The following is an 18395-nucleotide window of genomic DNA, read 5'->3' on the forward strand; positions in this document are numbered from 1 at the left end:
ACGGGTTGCACCCCGTGACCGGGCCACCGGCCCCTCCACGACCGCACGAGGAGACACCTCCATGAGCGACCAGCTCCAGACCACCGAGGCCACCCCCGAGGTCGCCGCGCACGGCGTGGTCCTCACCGACGTCGCCGCGTCCAAGGTCGCGTCGCTGCTCTCGCAGGAGGGTCGCGACGACCTCCGCCTGCGCGTCGGCGTCCAGCCGGGCGGCTGCTCGGGCCTGATCTACCAGCTCTACTTCGACGAGCGCACCCTCGACGGCGACCTCGTCCGCGACTTCGACGGTGTCGAGGTCGTCGTCGACCGGATGAGCGCCCCGTACCTCGAGGGCGCCACCATCGACTTCTCCGACACCATCGAGAAGCAGGGCTTCACCATCGACAACCCCAACGCGGGCAGCTCCTGCGCCTGCGGCGACAGCTTCAGCTGACGCAGCCCGGACGGGCCTGGACCCCCGCGGTGGGGTCCGGGCCCGTCCGCGTCCCCGGGTACGGGTAGGTTGCTCGGGTGCAGATCGCCGTCGCCGGGTCCATCGCCACCGACCACCTCATGACCTTCCGCGGGAGGTTCGCCGACTCCCTCGTCGTCGAGCAGCTCGACAAGATCTCGGTCAGCTTCCTCGCCGACCGCCTCGAGATCCGGCGGGGCGGGGTCGCCGGCAACATCTGCTTCGGGATGGCCGTCCTCGGCGCCCGGCCGCTGCTCATCGGCGCGGCGGGGGAGGACTTCGGCGACTACCGCAGCTGGCTGACCCGCCACGGCGTCGTCACCGACCACGTCCACGTCTCCGACACCCAGCACACGGCCCGCTTCGTCTGCACCACCGACGACGACATGGCCCAGATCGCCACCTTCTACGCGGGGGCGATGTCCGAGGCCCGGATGATCGAGCTCGGTCCGATCCACGAGAAGTGGGACCTCGACCTCGTGCTCATCGGCGCCGACGACCCCCAGGCGATGCTCCGCCACACCGAGGAGTGCCGGTCCCGGGGCATCCCGTTCATCGCCGACCCCTCCCAGCAGCTGGCCTTCGCCGACGGCCCGTTCATCCGCAAGCTCGTCGACGGCGCCGACTACCTCATCACCAACGAGTACGAGTCGCACCTGACGTCGACCAAGACCGGCTGGAGCCAGGAGGAGATCGACGACCGCGTGACGACGCGGGTCATCACCCTCGGCAAGGACGGCGCCGAGATCCGCACCAAGGGGCAGGAGCCCGTGCACGTGCCGGTCGCCGGCGACGTCGAGCGGGTCGACCCCACGGGCGTCGGCGACGCCTTCCGGGCCGGGTTCCTCGTCGGCCTCGCCGGCGGGCTCAGCCACGAGCGGTGCGCCCAGATCGGGTCGGTCCTCGCCGCCCACGTCCTCGAGACGGTCGGCACGCAGGAGTACCAGGTCGGCCGGACGAGCTTCCTCGAGCGGGTCACGAGCGCCTACGGCGCCGACGCGGCCGCCGAGATCGCCCCCTTCGTCCGCACGGTCCGCGACTGACGCGAGGGGTCGTGCCCTTCCCGCCCGTCGAGCCGCCGGAGACCCCGTGGCAGCTCGACGCGGCCCGCGCCACCCCCGGTGACGACCTCGTCGCCGCCGGCGCCGACCTCGAGCCGGGCACCCTGCTCGCCGCCTACCGGCTCGGGCTCTTCCCGATGGGCCTGGGGCGCGACGGCCACGGCACGGTCGGCTGGTGGTCGCCGGACCCGCGGGGGGTCGTGCCGGTCGGCGCGCTGCGGGTGCGCCCGTCGCTGCGCAAGGTGCTCGGCCGCTTCGAGGTGAGCGTCGACACCGCGTTCCGCGAGGTCGTCGAGGCCTGCGCCGACCCCTCGCGCGAGGGCCGCTGGATCACCCCGGAGTTCGTCGACGCCTACACCCGCCTCCACGAGCTGGGCTGGGCGCACAGCGTCGAGGTGCGTCAGGACGGCGAGCTCGTCGGCGGCCTCTACGGGGTGTCGGTCGGGGGGCTCTTCGCGGGGGAGTCGATGTTCCACCGGGCGCGCGACGCCTCGAAGGTCGCGCTCGTCGAGCTCGTCCGGCGGGCGCACGCCGACGGCGACCCGCGACGGCTCGTCGACGTCCAGTGGGCGACCGACCACCTGCGCCGGATGGGTGCCCAGGAGTGGCCGCGGGCGCAGTACCTCGAGGGGCTCGCGCGAGCGCTCGAGGCGCCTCAGGTCGACCTCGCCGCCGACCTCGCCGCCGACCTCCCGCCGACGCGCACGGTGTAGCGCGTCCAGCCGTCCTCGTCCTCGACGTCGACCGCGTGCCCGCGCATCCGGGCCCAGGCCGGCACGTCGGAACGGGCCGCGACGTCGTCGGCGAGCAGCACGACGACGGCGCCGGGTGCGAGGTCCCGGGCCGCCCGCGCGACCCGCACCACCGGCACGGGGCACCGGGTGCCACGGGCGTCGACGAGCGGGGGAGCGCTCACAGGTCCTCGGTCCCCATCCGGCGCCGGACGGTCCGCACGACGTCGGGCAGCAGCGCGCAGAACCGCTCGACGTCGTCCGCCCGGCCGGGGGAGACCGCGGCGAGCGGCAGGACGACCCGGAGGTTGCCGTGGGTGAGGACGCCCATCGCGGCGAGGACGTGGCTGGGCCGCAGGACGCTCGCGGTGCACGCCGACCCCGACGTCACGGCGAGGCCGTGCCGGGCCAGCTCGTCGACGAGCGCCTCGCCGTCGGCGAGCAGCGCGCTGAGCGTGACGACGTGGGGGAGGCGGTCGTCCGGGTCGCCGACGACCTCGACGTCCGGCACCGTGGCCGCGGCGGCCCGGACGTGCTGCACCAGGGCCCGGGCCTCCTCGGCGTCGGTCGACGCGGCGGCCTCGCCCTGGCGCCAGGCCTCGGCGGCGGCGAGGGCGAGCGGCACCCACGGCGCGGCGAGGGCCCGCCCCTGCTCGGCCTCGCGGCGCGGGCCCGGGAGCGACCAGCGGGTCCCCGCGCGCACCGCCAGCAGCCCGAGCGGCGGGCCGCCGAACGACGCGGCGTCGGCGACCACGACCGACCCCGCCGCGGGCAGGGGGTCGCGGCCCAGCGAGGCCGTGGCGTCGAGGAGGAGCGGGACCCCGGCGGCCCGGGCGGCCGCGTCGAGGGTCGCCAGCGGCTGGCGTGTCCCGACCTCGCCGTTCGCGCTCTGGAGGACGGCCGCGGCCACCCCGGGCTCGCCGAGCGCCGCGGCGAAGGCGTCCTCGTCGACCCGGCCGGAGGCGTCGACCGGCACCGGCTCGGCGTCGCGTGCCCCGAGGAGCAGGACCGAGCGCTCGACGGCCGAGAGCACGACCCGCTCACCGACCCGCCGCCGGGCGTGCAGCAGACCGCGCAGGCCGACGTCGAGGGCGTCCTCGGCGCTGGGGTGGAGGGACAGCTCGGCGGGGGCGACGCCGAGCGCCCCGGCGAGGACGGCGCGGGCCGTGTCGAGGTGCGCACGGGCGGCGCGGCCGGGGGCGTGGCGGGCGGCGGGGTCGCCCCAGACCGCCCCGACGGCGGCCTCGAGGGTGCGTGCGGCGAGCGGGTGCAGGGGCCCCCGGGAGGCGTCGAGGACACCCTCGGGCGGAGGGGTCGGAGAAGGTTCGACGGTGGTGTGCGCCACGGCTGCACGGTAGCCCCCCTGCATGCCCCGGAAGGTACCCGTGCAGTAGGGTTTGCACCGATCGTCAGTCCCCCGACCCGAAGGGTTGCAGCGGTGCGTCAGCAGGACCTCTCCACACCCCGCCGCCGGCTCGGCACCCTGGTGCTCCTCGGCGCGGTGGGGACCCTCGCGCTCGGTGGGTGCGCCAGCGGCGACCTCCGTGGCGACCACACCACCGGATGGCTCCCGCACGCCGTCACCGAGGGTGGCGAGCGCGTCACCTCGCTCTGGATCGGCGCCTGGATCGCGGCCATCGCGGTCGGCCTGCTCGTCATCGGCCTCATCGTCTGGTGCATCGCCGCCTACCGCCGCGCGCACGACGACACCGAGCTGCCCGTGCAGCTGCGCTACAACATCCCGATCGAGATCCTCTACACCGTCGTCCCGATGCTCATGGTCGTCGTGCTCTTCTACTACACGGCGCGTGACGAGGCCTACCTCGTCGACACCTCGAAGAAGCCCGACCTCACCGTCAACGTCGTCGGCAAGCAGTGGAGCTGGGACTTCAACTACGTCGAGGACGACACCCACGAGGTCGGCACGCAGGCGATCCTCACCGGGAAGCCGGGGGCCGAGGAGACCATCCCGACCCTCTACCTCCCCGTCGGCGAGCGGGTCGAGTTCGTCCTCACCGCCCGCGACGTCATCCACTCGTTCTGGGTGCCGGCGTTCCTCCAGAAGATGGACATGATCCCGGGGCGGGTCAACCGCTTCCAGGTCGTGCCCACCCAGGAGGGCCAGTTCAAGGGCAAGTGCGCCGAGCTCTGCGGTGCCTACCACTCCCAGATGCTGTTCAACGTCAAGGTCGTCTCCCGCGAGGAGTACGACGCCCACATGGCCGACCTGCGGGCCGCCGACCAGACCGGCCTGCTCAACAACACGCTCAACCGTGAGCAGCTGATGGAGGGCCAGGACGCCCCGACCGGTGGAGGGAACTGATGAGCGCCGCCAGCGACAGCCCGATGTTCCGCGAGGCCAGTGGTGCCCACGCGCGCAGCTACCGCCTCGCCCCGGGGTCCACGGTCGTCAAGTGGGTCACGACCACCGACCACAAGGTCATCGGCAACCTCTACTTCATCACCGCGTTCATCTGGTTCCTCCTCGGCGGGGTGATGGCCCTCGTCATCCGCGCCGAGCTCGCCGAGCCGGGCCTGCAGATCGTCGACAACCCGGACCAGTACAACCAGCTGTTCACGATGCACGGCACGATCATGCTGCTGCTCTTCGCGACCCCGCTGTTCGCCGGGTTCGCCAACGCCCTCATGCCGCTGCAGATCGGCGCCCCCGACGTCTCGTTCCCGCGCCTCAACATGTTCGCCTACTGGCTGTACCTGTTCGGCGGCATCATCGCCGGCGCGGGCTTCCTCACCCCGGGTGGTGCGGCGGCCTTCGGGTGGTTCGCCTACGCCCCGCTGTCCGACAACACCTACAGCCCCGGCATCGGCGGTGACCTCTGGGTCTTCGGCCTCGCGCTCGGTGGCTTCGGCACCATCCTCGGTGCCGTCAACTTCATCACGACGATCCTCACGATGCGTGCGCCCGGCATGACGATGTTCCGGATGCCGATCTTCACGTGGACGGTCCTCGTCACCTCGATCCTCGTGCTCCTGATCTTCCCGGCCCTGGCCGCCGCGCTCTTCGCGCTCGGCGCCGACCGACGGTTCGGGGCGCAGGTCTTCGAACCGGCCAGCGGTGGCGCCATCATGTGGCAGCACATCTTCTGGTTCTTCGGCCACCCCGAGGTCTACGTCATCGCCCTGCCGTTCTTCGGGTTGATCTCCGAGATCCTCCCGGTGTTCTCGCGCAAGCCGATCTTCGGCTACAAGACCCTCGTCTACGCGACCATCGCCATCGCGGCCCTGTCGGTCAGCGTCTGGGCGCACCACATGTACGTCACCGGCCAGGTGCTCCTGCCGTTCTTCGCGATCATGACGATGCTGATCGCGGTCCCGACCGGAGTGAAGTTCTTCAACTGGATCGGCACGATGTGGGGCGGCAAGCTCGACTTCTCGACGCCGATGCTCTGGGCGCTCGGCTTCCTCGTCACCTTCCTCTTCGGTGGCCTGACCGGCATCATCCTCGCCAGCCCGGCCCTCGACTTCCAGCTGTCCGACAGCTACTTCGTCGTCGCGCACTTCCACTACGTCGTCTTCGGCACCGTGGTGTTCGCGATGTTCGCCGGGTTCTACTTCTGGTGGCCCAAGCTCACCGGGCGGATGCTCGACGAGAAGCTCGGCAAGATCCACTTCTGGATGCTGCTCATCGGCTTCCACACGACCTTCTTCGTCCAGCACCTGCTCGGCATCCAGGGCATGCCCCGGCGGTACGCCGACTACATGCCCGAGGACGGGTTCACCCTCGGCAACCAGATCTCCACCGCCGGGGCCTTCCTGCTCGGCGCCTCGATGCTGCCGTTCATGTACAACGTCTGGAAGACCTGGCGCACCGCCCCGCTCGTCGAGACCGACGACCCGTGGGGCTACGGCGCCTCGCTCGAGTGGGCCACCTCGTGCCCGCCGCCGCGGCACAACTTCGACCGCATCCCCCGCATCCGCTCCGAGCGCCCCGCGTTCGACCTGCACCACCCGGAGGCGGCCCCGGCCGGCACGCACGACGCCGGGCACACCAAGGACAGCTCCCTCGTCTCGGCGCTCGGCCCGGCTGACCTCGAGGACAACGCGTTCGTCGAGGAGCACGACCGCACGGACAAGGAGCTCTGACCCATGCGAGCGATGGAGCGCATCGGCATCCTCGTCGGGGTGTTCGCCTTCCTCATGGCGGGCATCTACGGCTACTGGACGAGCACGACCGACCTCGGCATGGAGTCGGTCGGCGTCACCGGCCTGATCCTCGGTGGCCTGCTCGGGTTCATGATCGCCTGGTACCTCTGGATGACCCGGCGCAAGCTCGACCGCGACCCCGCCGACGACCCGCTGGGCGACATCGACGAGATCCAGGGCGAGTACGGCTTCTTCAGCCCGCATTCGTGGCAGCCGTTGTTCCTCGCGGCCGCCGCGGCGACCTGCTTCCTCGGCCTGGCCGTCGGGTGGTGGCTGTTCATCATCGGCGCGTTCTTCGCCATCCCGGCCCTCGTCGGCTGGACGTTCGAGTACTGGAAGGGCGAGCACGCCCTCTGACCCGGTGGGTCATCCCCAGCCGAGCTCGTGCAGCGCGTCGTCGTCGATGCCGAAGTGGTGGGCGATCTCGTGGACGACGGTCACCGCGATCTCGTCGGTCAGCTCCTCGAGGTCGGCGCACATCCGGGTGAGCGGCCCGCGGAAGAGGACGATGCGGTCGGGGAGGGTGCCGGAGGCCCAAGGGTCGCCGCGCTCGGTGAGCGGCACCCCGTCGTAGACCCCGAGCAGCTCGGGGTCCTCGGCCGGGGGCTCGTCCTCGACGAGGAAGACGACGTTGTCGAGCATCGCCATGAGCTCCTCGGGCACCTCGTCGAGGGCGTCCTCGACGATGCCGTCGAACGCCTCGGGGGAGAGTGGTTCCACCGGCCCGGTCAGCCGGCGTCGGCCGGCGAGGGCCGGAGGACCCCGAGCACCGGGGTGGTGAGCGGCTGGCCGTTCCAGGACGCCGTCACGGCGTCCCCGGAGCACCGGAGGGTCAGCACGTGCGGCGTCCGCAGGGCGCAGAGACGGGCCTGGAAGACGTCCGGGGCGGTCCAGGCCGCGGCACCGACGAACGGGGCGTCGTCGGCCGCGGGCCACCGGCCGTCGCCGCACGGGACCTCGGTGACCCGCTCGCCCTCGGTGAGGGTCACGGCCCACCCGTCCGCGCCACGCGCGACGTCGACGCGGGTCAGGGCGGTCACGTCGGCGGTCGGCTCGTGTGCGAAGCTCCACGGACCGGCGCCGGGGTCCACGTCGGGGGCAGGGGAGGGGTGCGGCACCTCTGCGGCCGCCAGGTGGCCCGTGAGGGCCTCCTGGGCGGCCTCGTCGGCCGGGAGGGCGTCGTCGGTCAGGGTGGGCAGCAGGACCTCGCGGATGGCGGTCAGCGTGTCCTGGGCGTGGTCCGTGCACTCGGTGAGGGCGACGACGAGGTCGGCCTCGGGCACGACGACGGAGAACTGCCCGAAGGCGCCGTCGAGGCGGACCCCGCCCATGACGTTGTGCCACATCTGGTAGCCGTAGCCCTGCTGCCAGTCCAGCGTCCCCGGATCGGTCGTCGTGTCGGTCCAGTTCGTCGTCATCCGCCCGATCCAGCCCTCCGGGACGACCCGCCGGCCCTGCCAGACGCCGTCGCGCAGCACGAGCTCGCCGACCCGGCCCAGCGCGGTCGTGCTGACGTGCAGACCGGAGAAGCCCTGGTCGATGCCGTGGTCGTTCAGCCACGCGGCGTCCTCGATGCCGAGCGGGTCGAGGAGGCGGGGGCGCAGGTAGTCGAGAAGGCGCTGCCCGCTGCGACGCTGCACCGCCATGCCGGCGAGGAGGGTCGCGCCGTTGTGGTAGACGAACGACCCCGGCTCCTCCTCGGGCTCCGTCGCGAGGAAGCTCTCGGGGAAGTCGGCCGGGCGCGCGACCCGGTGGACGAGGGTGTCGGTGCGGTGCCCGGTCCGCATCGCGAGGAGGTCGTGGAGGGTGAGGACGGCCGCCCGCGGGCCGGCGACGTGCGCGGCCTCCGGGAAGAGGTCGACGACCCGGTCTTCGGGGCGGAGCAGCCCCTCACCGACGGCGAGGCCGACGGCCAGGGCCGTGAAGGTCTTGCTCACCGAGTACATCAGGGCGATGCCGTCGCGCGCGTACGGCGCCCAGTAGCCCTCGGCGACGACGTGCCCGTGCCGCTGGACGACGACGCTGTGCGGCTCGACGCCCAGCTCCTCCCAGCGCCGCACCATCGCGAGGACCGCGCCGGAGGGGACGCCCTGCTCCTCGGGGGTGCTGCGGGGGAGGCCGTCGGTGGTCGGGGGGAGCGTGTCGGCGTCGGTCACTGCCTCAGCCTAGGACCACCCGGGACGCGACGAGGGCCGCACCCGGTGGGGTGCGGCCCTCGCGTCGTCGTCGGGACGGGTCACTCGATCCGGCGGACGAGGTCGTCGTCGCGCGACCCCGTCTCGATCTCTGCGGCGTGCGTGCCCTCGATGGCCTCGGTCTCGTGGCCGTGGTGGTGCGCCGCGGCAAGCTCGGCCGGCGTGACCGGGTTGACCGCGTCGGAGAAGTAGAACCGCGACAGGGCGGCCCGGACCTTGTCCTTGCGGTGCGCTGGACGGGCCACGCCGTGCTCGTCGACCTCGGCCTCGAGCTGCAGCGGGGAGACGGCGTCGTGCTGCACGAGGACCCACTGCTCCTCGGGGAGGCCGGCCTCGTGCCGCTCGAAGAAGCGGCCGCCGGGCGTGCGGATGATCGTGCCGGACTCGCGGCCGTGGAGGACCGTGTCGCGGTCGCGGCGCTGCAACGAGAGGCAGATCCGCTTGGTCACCCAGAAGGCGATGGGCGGCAGGACGAACAACCCGATCCGGAAGAACCAGGTGATGTCGTTGATCGACATCCCGAGCTTGATGGCCATGATGTCGTTGCCCGCGGCGAACATGAACACCGTGTACGCCGTGATGCCGGCCATGCCGATCGCGGTGCGGGTGGGCGCGTTGCGCGGCCGGTCGAGCAGGTGGTGCTCGCGCTCGTCACCGGTGACCCACCGCTCGACGAAGGGGTAGATGCCGAGCACGGTGTAGACGAGCGGCAGCAGCACGAGGGCGCCGAGGGCGATGTTCAGCGACAGGGTGAAGCCCCAGAAGTGGAACTCCAGCCAGCCCGGCAGCAGCCGGAGGGCGCCGTCGGCGAAGCCCATGTACCAGTCGGGCTGGGAGCCCGCGGTGACCGGCGACGGGTCGTACGGGCCGTAGGCCCAGACCGGGTTGATCTGCACGAGCGCCGAGATGAGCGCGATGACGCCGAAGACGATGAAGAAGAACCCGCCGGCCTTGGCCGCGTAGACCGGCATGACCGGGTAGCCGACGACGTTCTCGTTGGTGCGGCCCGGGCCGGGGAACTGGGTGTGCTTCTGGACGAAGACGAGCCCGATGTGGGCCGTGAAGAGCCCGATGAGGATCGCCGGGATGAGGAGCACGTGGGCGGAGTAGAGCCGGGGGATGATCATCTCGCCGGGGAACGGGCCACCGAAGATGCCGTAGACGAGGTAGGACCCGATGACCGGCGCGGTCTGGACGAAGCCGGCCATCGCGCGGATGCCGGTGCCGGAGAGCAGGTCGTCGGGGAGGGAGTAGCCGGCGAAGCCCTCGATGATCGCGAGGAGGGCGAGGACCGATCCGATGACCCAGTTGATCTCGCGCGGCTTGCGGAAGGCGCCGGTGAAGAAGACCCGGAACATGTGGACGGTCAGCGCGACGATGAACATCAGCGCGGCCCAGTGGTGGATCTGGCGGATGACGAGTCCGCCCTTGATGTCGAACGAGATGTCGAGGGTGGACTTGTACGCCTCGGACATCGCGACGCCGCGCAGCGGCACGTACGACCCGTCGTAGATCGTGTGGCCGGCGCTCGGGACGAACCAGAAGGTGAGGAAGGCCCCCGTGATCAGGCAGATGATCATCGAGTACATGGCGATCTCGCCGAGCATGAAGGACCAGTGGTCGGGGAAGACCTTCTTCATGAGGTAGCCGACCGGCTTGGCGGCGCCGGTGCGGTCGTCGACCCAGCCGGCGACGCCACCGATCTTCTTGGCGGCGGCCGAGGGCGGCGCCTGGGGTGCGCTGTCGCCGTCGCGGAGCGCGTCGGCGGGGCGTGCGGTGGAGGTACTCACTGGCCACGCTCCCAGAAGCTCGGGCCGACCGCTTCGCGGAACGGCTGGGTGGAGACGAGGTAGCCCTCGTCGTCGACGGTGATCTTCAATTGTGGCAGCGGACGCTTCGCGGGGCCGAAGATGACCTTGCAGTCCTGGGTGACGTCGAAGGTTGACTGGTGGCACGGGCACAGCAGGTGGTGCGTCTGCTGCTCGTAGAGACCGACCGGGCAGCCGACGTGGGTGCAGATCTTCGAGTACGCGACGATGCCCTGGTAGCCCCAGTCGAGCTCCTTCTGGGACTTGATCTGGCTCGGGTCGAGGCGCATGAGGAGCACCGCGGCCTTGGCCTTCTCCTCGAGGAGGTGCTCGGCGCCACCCTCCTGGGTCTTCGGGTCGGGGAGCAGCCCCTCGGGCATGACGTGCACGACCGAGCCGATGGTGATGTCGGAGGCCTTGATCGGCTGGTTCTCGGGGTCCTTCATGAGCCGCAGCGGCTTGAACTCGGGGATCTCGCCGGGGCCGCTCGGGCCACCGTTCCACCACGTGAGCGACAGGCTCTTCTGCGGCAGCTTGCCGAGCGAGCCACCGACCTGGAAGACGAGGCCGAGGGGGAAGAGGGCCAACGCGCCGCCGAGCGTGTACTTGATGAGCGGTCGGCGGGTGATCTGCGAGCTGGCGCCGCCCTCCGAGAGCACCTGGACCACGCGCGAGCGGTCGGCGTCGGTGGCGCGCATCGGGTGGCGCTCCTCGACGACCTCGGTGTCGGGCATGAGGGTCTTGGCCCAGTGGACCGCGCCGAAGCCGATGCCGAGCAGGCTCATCGCGAGGGTGACGCCGAGCCCGACGTTCGCGGCGCTCGTCGCGCCGATGCCCGGGACGTAGACGGTCTCGTTCACGTCGACGAGGAAGTACAGGACGAGGAAGAGCAGGGTGCCGAGGATGGAGATGCCGAAGAGGGTGGCGACCTGCTTCTCGGCCCGCTGGGCGGCGGCCTCGTCGAGGTCGGCCATCCGCGGGACGTGGTGGGGGAGTCCGGGGTTGGTGAACCGCTCGGGGATGCCGCCCTGCCCCACGACGTGGCCCTCGTCGAGGCGCACGGCCTGGCCGTGCCCGTCGCCCGTGGCCACCTCGGAACCGGTGGTGGGGGTGTCCTGCTCGTTCATCGGGATACCGATCTGTCGTCGACGAAAGGTGGTGGACGGTGGCGGCCGCTACGCGGCCTTGGAGCCGAGCCAGACGGCGCAGCCGACGAGGATGCCGAGGCCGAAGACCCACGCGAAGAGGCCCTCGGTGACCGGGCCGAGCGAGCCGAGGGTCAGCCCGCCCGGGCTCTCCTGGCGGTCGACGGTGTCGAGGAAGGCGATGATGTCGCGCTTGTTCTCGGGGGTGACGTTGGCGTCGTTGAACACCGGCATGCTCTGCGGGCCGGTGGCCATCGCCTCGTAGATGTGCTTGGCGGAGACGTCCTTGAGGGCCGGGGCGTACTTGCCGCGGGTCAGGGCGCCGCCGGAGCCGGCGAAGTTGTGGCACATCGCGCAGTTGACGCGGAACAGCTCGCCGCCGAGGGCGGGGTCGCCCTTGGAGGCGTCGACGGCCTCGTCCGAGGGGACGGCCGGGCCGGGGGAGAGCGAGGCGACGTACGCGCCGAGGGCGGCGATCTGGTCCTCGTCGAACTTGACGGTGCCCTTCTGGGCCTGCACGCCGGGCTGGGCCATCGGCATGCGGCCGGTGCCGACCTGGAAGTCGACCGCGGCGGCGCCGACGCCGGCCAGCGGGGGACCGGCGACCTTGTCGCCCTGGCCGGTGGCGCGGCCCTCGGCGTTGAGGCCGTGGCAGGTGGCGCAGTTGGCCCGGAACAGGGCCTTGCCCTCCTCGACCGACTGCGCGGGCAGCGCCTTGGTCGTGGCGTCGGCGGGCTCCGGGGCGACGGCGGCGTAGACCGCGCCGGTGAGGAACAGGCCGATCATGAGGAGGACGGCGATCGCCGCCGGGTGCCGGCGGCGGGCTGCCAGTGCGTTCACGGTGCTTCCTGTCGTCTGCTGCGGTCGGTGGCGTGTCGGCGTGCGGGAGAGGTCACTTCAGGACGTAGATCATGAGGAACAGCGCGATCCAGACGACGTCGACGAAGTGCCAGTAGTACGACGTGACGACCGCGCCGGTGGCCTGCGCGTGGGAGTAGCGGCGTGTCGTGAAGGTGCGCCCGAGGATGAGGAGGAAGGCGATGAGGCCACCGGTGACGTGCATGCCGTGGAAGCCGGTGGCGAGGTAGAAGATCGACCCGTAGGAGTCGGAGGAGAGCGTGACGCCCTCGATGATCAGGTGGGCGTACTCGTAGACCTGGCCGGCGACGAAGACGGCGCCGAAGATGTAGGTGAGGACGTACCACTCGCGCATGCCCCAGGCGCTGATGCGCGTGAGCCGGGTGCCGACGGGGCGGGCGACGACCCCGCGCTCGGCCTGGAGGACGCCGAGCTGGCACCACACCGAGGAGATGACGAGGATGAGCGTGTTCGCCGAGGCGAAGGGCACGTTGAGCATCGCGGTGCGCTCGTCCCAGAGGTCGGGCAGGTGGCCCCGCAGGGTGAAGTAGAACGCGAACAGCGCCGCGAAGAACATCAGCTCGCTGGAGAGCCAGACCATGGTGCCGACGGCGACCATGTTCGGCCGCGTCGCGGGGCCCGAGCCCGGGATGGACGGGACCGGTCCGGAGTGCTTGACCGAAGCTGCTGCAGAAGTCGCCACGACCCGCATTATGCCGACACCGGAGGGGGTGTGACGAGGCGACCCCCCGAAAGGCTCGACAACGCCCCGGAACGGCGCGGTGTTCCCGGTGAGCGGGCGTGTCGGAGCGGCCCGTGACCCCTCGCTACGATGCCTGCATGACCGATGCGCACGCCCCCGCGGGCCCGTCCACGCAGGCCACCGACGGCATCCACCGCGTCCGGGTCCTCCTGTACAGCGACGACATCACCACCCGCGACGCCGTGCGCGCCGCGGCCGGTCGCCGGCCGGCCCGGGACGTCGAGGTCGTGTCGTGGCACGAGTGCGCGACGGCCGAGGCGGTCATCGAGGCGATGGACGCCGGGGGCGTCGACGTCGCGGTCCTCGACGGCGAGGCCGCGCCCACCGGGGGCCTCGGGCTGTGCCGCCAGCTGAAGAACGAGATCTTCCGCTGCCCGCCGGTCCTCGTGCTCACCGGGCGCCCGCAGGACGCGTGGCTGGCCGGCTGGTCGCTCGCCGACGACGCCGTCCCGCACCCGCTCGACCCGATCGCGGTCGCCGAGGCCCTCGCCCGCCTCGCGCGCGAGCGGGTCTCCGTCGGCTGACGCGCGTGGCGTCCACCGCGTCCGCAGGGCTCACCTGGCCGGACCTCCTCACGGCGCTGCTGCGCGGCGAGGACCTCTCCACCGACACCGCGCGCTGGGCGATGGACCAGGTGATGAGCGGCGAGGCCACCCCCGTGCAGCTCGCGGGCTTCCTCGTCGCGCTGCGCGCCAAGGGCGAGACCGTCGAGGAGCTGCGCGGGCTCGCCGACATGATGCTCGAGCACGCGCACCGCATCGAGGTCGAGGGCCCGAGCACCGACATCGTCGGCACCGGCGGCGACCGGATGCACTCGGTGAACATCTCGACGATGGCCTCGGTCGTCGTCGCCTCCACCGGGCTGCGGGTCGTCAAGCACGGCAACCGCGCCGCCTCCTCGTCCTCCGGGTCGGCCGACGTCCTCGAGGAGCTGGGGGTCGACCTCACCCTCGCGCCCGAGCAGGTCGCCGAAGTCGCGCGCCGGGCCGGCATCACCTTCTGCTTCGCGGCCGCCTTCCACCCCTCGATGCGGCACGCGGCCGCGGCCCGCTCCGGGCTGGGGGTGGGGACGGCCTTCAACGCCCTCGGTCCGCTGACCAACCCGGGGCAGCCGACCTACGCGGCGGTCGGGGTCGCCGACGCCCGGCTGGCGCCCCTGCTCGCGGGGGTGTTCGCCGGTCGCGGGCGCGCGGCGGCCGTCTTCCGCGGTGACGACGGGCTCGACGAGCTGACCCTGGCCACGACGTCCACCGTCTGGTGGGTGCGGGACGGCGAGGTCGCCGAGCTGTCGGTCGGCCCCGAGGCCGTCGGGCTGCCCACCGCGCCCGTCGAGGCGCTGCGCGGGGGCGATCCCGCGTTCAACGCCGACGTCGCCCGCCGGCTCTTCGCCGGGGAGGCCGGTCCGGTGCGCGACGCGGTCGTCCTCAACGCGGGGATGGCGCTGGCCGTGGCCGCCGGGCTCGAGGGCGCGCCCTCGGACGCGGCCCTCGCCGACGCCCTCGGGGCCGGGGTGCGCCGCGCGCAGGAGGCGCTGGACTCCGGCGCCGCGGCCGGGCTGCTCGAGCGCTGGGTCGCGACGACCCGCGAGCTGGCCGGCCGCTGAGGCGGGCGTCACCACCACCCCCACTCGGCCCCCAGGAAGCCTTCCTGGTGGCGTGCTGGGGGTGATCACCCCACTTCTGCTGCCAGGAAGCCTTCCTGGTGCCGTGCTGGGGGTGATCGCCCCGCGTCTGCCGCCAAGGTGGCCTTCCTGGTGGCGTACTGGGGTTGGGCCAGCGGCACTGCCACCCCCATCCGGTCGCCAGGAAGCCTTCCTGGTGGCGTACCGGGGGTGATCGCCCCGCTTCTGCTACCAGGTGGGCTTCCTGGTGGCGTGCTGGGGGGTGCTCGCCGGCGGGGCGGCTCAGTCCTCGATGCCGAGGCTGAAGGCCGACTCGAGGTCGTGGGAGGAGTAGGTGCGGAACGCGATGTGCGTGTTCGTGCCGGTGACGCCCTCGACCTTGTTGAGCCGGTCGGCGATGACGTCGGCCAGCGCCTCGTGCCGGCGGACCCGGACCATCGCCACGAGGTCGGCGTCGCCGGCGACCGAGTAGACCTCGGTGACGCCCTCGAGCTCGGCGATCTCCTGGGCGACCTCGGGGATGCGGTCGACGTCGGCGGTGATGAGGACGATGGCGGTGATCACCCGGCCAGCCTAGCCATCCGCCGCGGGGCCCCCGAGGCGGCGCGAGAGCAGGGCCTCGAGCTCGCGGAAGTGACGCTCGGCGCCGGCCTCCTGGTACATCGCGGTGTCGGCCATCGAGTAGCCGTGCGGGGCGTCCGGGTAGACCGCGTTCGTCGCCGGGAGGCCGGCCTCCTCGAGGGCGGCGCCGAGGGCGGTGACGGCCTCCGGGGGCATCGAGCGGTCCCGGTCGGCGTGGCCGAGGACGACCTCCGCGCGGGCGGTGGCGAGGGAGAGGTGCGGGCTGTCCGGCTCGTCGGTGACGAGGCCTCCGCCGTGGAACCCGCCGCACGCCGCGACGACGTCGGAGTGGTCGCCGGCGGCGCGCAGGGCGATGCGCGCGCCCATGCAGTAGCCGACGACCGCGACCGGGCCGGCGTCGGTCGCGTCGAGACCGCGGAGGTGGTCGAGGACGGCGACGACGTCGGGGCGCGAGAGGTCGCTCGTGAGCCGCCGGACGCGGGGCATCGCCTCGGCCATCACGGCGTCCCGTCCCTCGGGGGTGCGCAGGTCGCCGGTCGGCAGCAGCTCGGCGACCGTGCCCTCGCGGTGGAAGACGTTGGGCGCGAGGACGACGTACCCCCACGAGGCGATCCGGTCGGCCATCGCGGCGATCTGCGGGCGCAGCCCGATCGCGTCCATGACGAGCAGGACGCCCGGTCCGTGGCCGTCCGGCGGCAGGGAGAGGTGGGCCTCGGCGGACCCGCCGGGGACGGGGACGTCGACGAGGTGGAGGTCGCTCACCCGCGCGAGGCTACGCGGCGGACCGGCGCTCAGCCCCGGACGAGGCAGAACGGGTGGCCGGCGGGGTCGAGGTAGACCCGGAAGCCGCCGTTCTCCGAGGGCTGGTGCTCGTGGACGCTCGCACCGGCGGCGAGGACGGCGGGCTCGGCCGCGGCGATGTCGGGCACCGCGAGGTCGAGGTGGAACTGCTGCGGGTGGCGACCGCCCGGCCAGGTGGGGGCGACCCAGTCCTCGATGCGCTGGAAGGCCAGCGAGGTGCGGCCGTCGCGGCGCTCGGGGGTGACCCCGCCACCCGGCGGCACGAGGGTGGTCCAGTCGGCGTCGGAGTCGTCCTCGAGCTCCCAGCCGAGGACCTCGGCGTAGAAGCGGCCGAGGGCCAGGGCGTCGGGGCAGTCGAGGACGACGAGGTCGAGGAGGGGAGTGGCGCTCATGGCCCGACGGTACGGGTCGTTGCGGACGGTCCGCGTCCGGAAGCGTGGGGAGGGTCAGCGCACGCCCGCGAAGCCGGCCGTGCGGCGACGGGAGGCCTCGAGGGGCTCGAGCTCCTCACGGACGGCCGCCGCCCCCGCGACCGGGCAGGTCCACGGACCGTCGACCTCGACGACCCGCACGCCGGGGGACTCGAGCCAGCGCAGCACCTTCTCGCTCTCCTCGGCGGTGGCCGCCGTCGCCGGGGCGACGGGGGCGGCGACGACCTCGGCACTGGCCCGCAGCGCGGCGATGTACGGCATCGGGTCGGCGCCGCGGGGTGAGGTGGTGCTGCCGGCGAGCCGGCCGTGGCGCACGCAGACCACCTCCCAGCCGCCGGTGACCGAGCGGCGCGCGGCGACGAGCTCGGGGATGCGGGCGAGGGGGTCGAGGCGCTGGGAGCGGGTGGCGCCCCGCACGAGCGCCACGAGCCGGTCGCGGACGACCTGGGCGTCCTCGAAGCGCTGGCCGGCCGACAGCTCGGCCATCCGCTCCTGGAGGGCGACGAGCAGGTCGCGGGTGCCGCCGGCGAGGAGCTCGGCGGCGCGCTCGACGACCTCGGCGTACTCGTCGACCCCCTGGGCGCCGGTGCACGGGGCGCCGCAGCGGCCCATCTCGGCGAGGGCGCAGGCCGAGCGCGGCCGGGTGGGGGAGAGCCGCTCGACGCACTGGCGCAGCGGCAGCACCTCGTGGACTGCGGCGACGGCGGCCTCGGCGGACTGCCGCGACCCGAACGGGCCGAGGTAGCGCGCGCCGTCGTCGGCGACCGTGCGCACGACCGAGAGCCGGGGGAAGGGCTCGACGGTGAGCTTGACCCAGAGCGCCTTCTCGGGGTGACGCGAGCGCCGGTTGTAGCGCGGCTTGTGCTCGGCGATCAACCGCAGCTCGCGGACCTCGGCCTCGAGGGTGGTGGCGCAGACGACGGGGCTGACCGACTCGGCGAGGCGCACCATCTCGCCCATCCGGCGCCGGTGCTCGGAGGCGGTGAAGTACGAGCGGACCCGGGTGCGGATGGACACCGACGTGCCGACGTAGAGGACGCGGCCGTCGCCGTCCTTGAAGAGGTAGACGCCCGGCTGGTCGGGGAGGTCGTCGGCGAGGTGGCGCTTGCGGCGGCGCGCGGGGGAGACCCGCGCCGTGTAGTCGAGGAGCTCCTCGAGGGAGTGCACGCCGAGGTTGCCGACCCGCTCGATGAGCCCGTGGAGGACGTCGACGGTGGCCCGCGCGTCGTGCAGCGCCCGGTGGTCGGGGGTCGTCGTCGAGCGGAACAGCCGTGCGAGGGAGGCGAGCCGGTGGTTCGGCACCTCGTCGCGACGGACCAGCTGGCGGGCCAGGTGCACGGTGTCGAGGACGGGGAAGCGCGGCCACTCGTGGTCGGTGCGCCGCGCGGCCGCCTTGAGGAAGGAGATGTCGAAGCCGGCGTTGTGGGCGACGAGGACCGAGCCCGCGGCGAACTCGAGGAAGGCCGGGAGCGCCGACTCGATGCGCGGGGCGTCGGCGACCATCGCGTCGGTGATGCCGGTGAGGACGGCGATGAAGGCCGGGATGGCCTCGCCGGGGTTGACGAGGGTCTGGAACTCGCCGACGACCTCGCCGCCGCGCACGCGCACCGCGCCGATCTCGGTGATGCCGCACTCGGCCGGGCTGCCCCCGGTGGTCTCGAGGTCGACGACGACGAAGCTGACGCTCGCCAGCGGCGTGCCCAGGTCGTCGAACGTGCCCTGGACCATCGTCATGCCCGGAACCGTAGATCGCGGGGCCGACAGCCCGGCCGAGGCGCGCGGGC

20 protein-coding genes are annotated in these 18395 nt (G+C 72.8%); 8 read left to right on the top strand and 12 right to left on the bottom strand.

The window, feature by feature from the left end:
• The first annotated feature begins 61 nt into the window (after positions 1 to 61).
• The 3 genes from JQN70_RS18670 to aat all read left to right on the top strand — a co-directional run bounded on the left by JQN70_RS18670 (position 62) and on the right by aat (position 2225).
• The gene (locus JQN70_RS18670) at positions 62 to 433 is read left to right on the top strand and encodes a HesB/IscA family protein (protein ID WP_204132894.1); all 372 of its coding nucleotides are present in this window, start codon (positions 62 to 64) and stop codon (positions 431 to 433) included.
• 77 nt (positions 434 to 510) lie between these two features.
• A complete protein-coding gene (locus JQN70_RS18675; protein ID WP_204132895.1) occupies positions 511 to 1494 on the top strand; it encodes a carbohydrate kinase family protein in 984 nt (327 codons plus the stop codon).
• Positions 1495 to 1505: 11 nt separating this feature from the next.
• Complete coding sequence (gene aat, locus JQN70_RS18680) at positions 1506 to 2225, top strand: leucyl/phenylalanyl-tRNA--protein transferase (RefSeq protein ID WP_204132896.1); 720 nt, start codon at positions 1506 to 1508, stop codon at positions 2223 to 2225.
• Here the strand turns inward: aat and JQN70_RS18685 are convergent.
• Together JQN70_RS18685 and JQN70_RS18690 are read right to left on the bottom strand one after the other, a co-directional pair.
• Complete coding sequence (locus JQN70_RS18685; protein ID WP_204132897.1) at positions 2168 to 2428, bottom strand: sulfurtransferase TusA family protein; 261 nt, start codon at positions 2426 to 2428, stop codon at positions 2168 to 2170. The genes aat and JQN70_RS18685 overlap by 58 nt on opposite strands.
• Positions 2425 to 3588: an aminotransferase class V-fold PLP-dependent enzyme gene (locus tag JQN70_RS18690; RefSeq protein WP_307836084.1), complete on the bottom strand. Its 1164-nt coding sequence runs from the start codon at positions 3586 to 3588 to the stop codon at positions 2425 to 2427. Before JQN70_RS18690 ends, JQN70_RS18685 begins: the two co-directional genes overlap by 4 nt.
• 93 nt (positions 3589 to 3681) lie before the next feature.
• Here JQN70_RS18690 and ctaC point away from each other — a divergent pair, with 93 nt between their 5' ends.
• From ctaC to JQN70_RS18705, 3 genes are read left to right on the top strand one after another with little or no spacing between them, the layout of a single operon-like run.
• Positions 3682 to 4566 carry an aa3-type cytochrome oxidase subunit II gene (gene ctaC, locus JQN70_RS18695; RefSeq protein WP_434063756.1) on the top strand — a complete coding sequence of 295 codons (885 nt, stop codon included), beginning with the start codon at positions 3682 to 3684 and terminating at the stop codon, positions 4564 to 4566.
• A gap of 23 nt (positions 4567 to 4589) precedes the next feature.
• Entirely contained in the window at positions 4590 to 6347 is a 1758-nt protein-coding gene (gene ctaD, locus JQN70_RS18700) for an aa3-type cytochrome oxidase subunit I (RefSeq protein ID WP_204132953.1), read from the top strand.
• Positions 6348 to 6350: 3 nt separating this feature from the next.
• Positions 6351 to 6764, top strand: a complete 414-nt coding sequence (locus JQN70_RS18705) for a cytochrome c oxidase subunit 4 (RefSeq protein WP_204132899.1) — start codon at positions 6351 to 6353, stop codon at positions 6762 to 6764.
• 9 nt (positions 6765 to 6773) lie between these two features.
• Here the strand turns inward: JQN70_RS18705 and JQN70_RS18710 are convergent, their stop codons facing one another.
• From JQN70_RS18710 to ctaE, 6 genes are all read right to left on the bottom strand, one after another.
• Positions 6774 to 7127, bottom strand: coding sequence for a metallopeptidase family protein (locus JQN70_RS18710; protein WP_307836085.1), 354 nt, complete (start codon positions 7125 to 7127; stop codon positions 6774 to 6776).
• An 8-nt stretch (positions 7128 to 7135) separates the two neighbouring features.
• The gene (locus tag JQN70_RS18715) at positions 7136 to 8563 is read right to left on the bottom strand and encodes a serine hydrolase domain-containing protein (protein ID WP_204132900.1); all 1428 of its coding nucleotides are present in this window, start codon (positions 8561 to 8563) and stop codon (positions 7136 to 7138) included.
• 80 nt (positions 8564 to 8643) lie between these two features.
• Positions 8644 to 10392 (bottom strand): cytochrome bc1 complex cytochrome b subunit, encoded by a 1749-nt coding sequence (gene qcrB / locus JQN70_RS18720; protein WP_204132901.1) that lies wholly within the window; start codon positions 10390 to 10392, stop codon positions 8644 to 8646.
• The gene (gene qcrA / locus JQN70_RS18725; RefSeq protein WP_204132902.1) at positions 10389 to 11537 is read right to left on the bottom strand and encodes a cytochrome bc1 complex Rieske iron-sulfur subunit; all 1149 of its coding nucleotides are present in this window, start codon (positions 11535 to 11537) and stop codon (positions 10389 to 10391) included. The genes qcrB and qcrA overlap by 4 nt, the downstream gene beginning before the upstream one ends.
• A gap of 48 nt (positions 11538 to 11585) precedes the next feature.
• Complete coding sequence (gene qcrC, locus JQN70_RS18730) at positions 11586 to 12395, bottom strand: cytochrome bc1 complex diheme cytochrome c subunit (protein ID WP_204132903.1); 810 nt, start codon at positions 12393 to 12395, stop codon at positions 11586 to 11588.
• A 52-nt stretch (positions 12396 to 12447) separates the two neighbouring features.
• Positions 12448 to 13125: an aa3-type cytochrome oxidase subunit III gene (ctaE, locus tag JQN70_RS18735; protein WP_204132904.1), complete on the bottom strand. Its 678-nt coding sequence runs from the start codon at positions 13123 to 13125 to the stop codon at positions 12448 to 12450.
• Between the two features lie 128 nt (positions 13126 to 13253).
• On the opposite strand from ctaE, the gene JQN70_RS18740 reads away from it, so the two are divergent.
• Both JQN70_RS18740 and trpD read left to right on the top strand, forming a co-directional pair.
• Complete coding sequence (locus JQN70_RS18740) at positions 13254 to 13700, top strand: response regulator (RefSeq protein ID WP_204132905.1); 447 nt, start codon at positions 13254 to 13256, stop codon at positions 13698 to 13700.
• A gap of 5 nt (positions 13701 to 13705) precedes the next feature.
• Entirely contained in the window at positions 13706 to 14779 is a 1074-nt protein-coding gene (trpD, locus tag JQN70_RS18745; protein ID WP_204132906.1) for an anthranilate phosphoribosyltransferase, read from the top strand.
• 300 nt (positions 14780 to 15079) lie between these two features.
• On the opposite strand, the gene JQN70_RS18750 is transcribed toward trpD, so the two are convergent.
• The 4 genes from JQN70_RS18750 to JQN70_RS18765 are packed head-to-tail and all read right to left on the bottom strand — an operon-like array spanning position 15080 to position 18345.
• On the bottom strand, positions 15080 to 15361 hold the full coding sequence (locus JQN70_RS18750) for an Lrp/AsnC family transcriptional regulator (protein WP_204132907.1): 282 nt from the start codon (positions 15359 to 15361) through the stop codon (positions 15080 to 15082).
• A 9-nt stretch (positions 15362 to 15370) separates the two neighbouring features.
• The gene (locus JQN70_RS18755) at positions 15371 to 16141 is read right to left on the bottom strand and encodes a dienelactone hydrolase family protein (RefSeq protein ID WP_204132908.1); all 771 of its coding nucleotides are present in this window, start codon (positions 16139 to 16141) and stop codon (positions 15371 to 15373) included.
• Between the two features lie 29 nt (positions 16142 to 16170).
• Complete coding sequence (locus tag JQN70_RS18760) at positions 16171 to 16572, bottom strand: VOC family protein (protein ID WP_204132909.1); 402 nt, start codon at positions 16570 to 16572, stop codon at positions 16171 to 16173.
• A 54-nt stretch (positions 16573 to 16626) separates the two neighbouring features.
• Entirely contained in the window at positions 16627 to 18345 is a 1719-nt protein-coding gene (locus tag JQN70_RS18765) for a DEDD exonuclease domain-containing protein (RefSeq protein WP_204132910.1), read from the bottom strand.
• Between the last annotated feature and the right edge of the window lie 50 nt (positions 18346 to 18395).

It is taken from the genome of Phycicoccus sonneratiae (genome assembly GCF_016887965.1).
Taxonomy (GTDB): domain Bacteria; phylum Actinomycetota; class Actinomycetes; order Actinomycetales; family Dermatophilaceae; genus Phycicoccus; species Phycicoccus sonneratiae.

Bases quoted from the DNA above. Each gene is read 5' to 3' on its own strand.
- JQN70_RS18670 (WP_204132894.1), top strand. From the start codon at position 62: ATGAGCGACCAGCTCCAGACCACCGAGGCCACCCCCGAGGTCGCCGCG.
- ctaD (WP_204132953.1), top strand. From the start codon at position 4,590: ATGTTCCGCGAGGCCAGTGGTGCCCACGCGCGCAGCTACCGCCTCGCC.
- JQN70_RS18705 (WP_204132899.1), top strand. From the start codon at position 6,351: ATGCGAGCGATGGAGCGCATCGGCATCCTCGTCGGGGTGTTCGCCTTC.
- qcrA (WP_204132902.1), bottom strand. From the start codon at position 11,537: ATGAACGAGCAGGACACCCCCACCACCGGTTCCGAGGTGGCCACGGGC.
- ctaE (WP_204132904.1), bottom strand. From the start codon at position 13,125: ATGCGGGTCGTGGCGACTTCTGCAGCAGCTTCGGTCAAGCACTCCGGA.
- JQN70_RS18740 (WP_204132905.1), top strand. From the start codon at position 13,254: ATGACCGATGCGCACGCCCCCGCGGGCCCGTCCACGCAGGCCACCGAC.
- JQN70_RS18760 (WP_204132909.1), bottom strand. From the start codon at position 16,572: ATGAGCGCCACTCCCCTCCTCGACCTCGTCGTCCTCGACTGCCCCGAC.
- JQN70_RS18765 (WP_204132910.1), bottom strand. From the start codon at position 18,345: ATGACGATGGTCCAGGGCACGTTCGACGACCTGGGCACGCCGCTGGCG.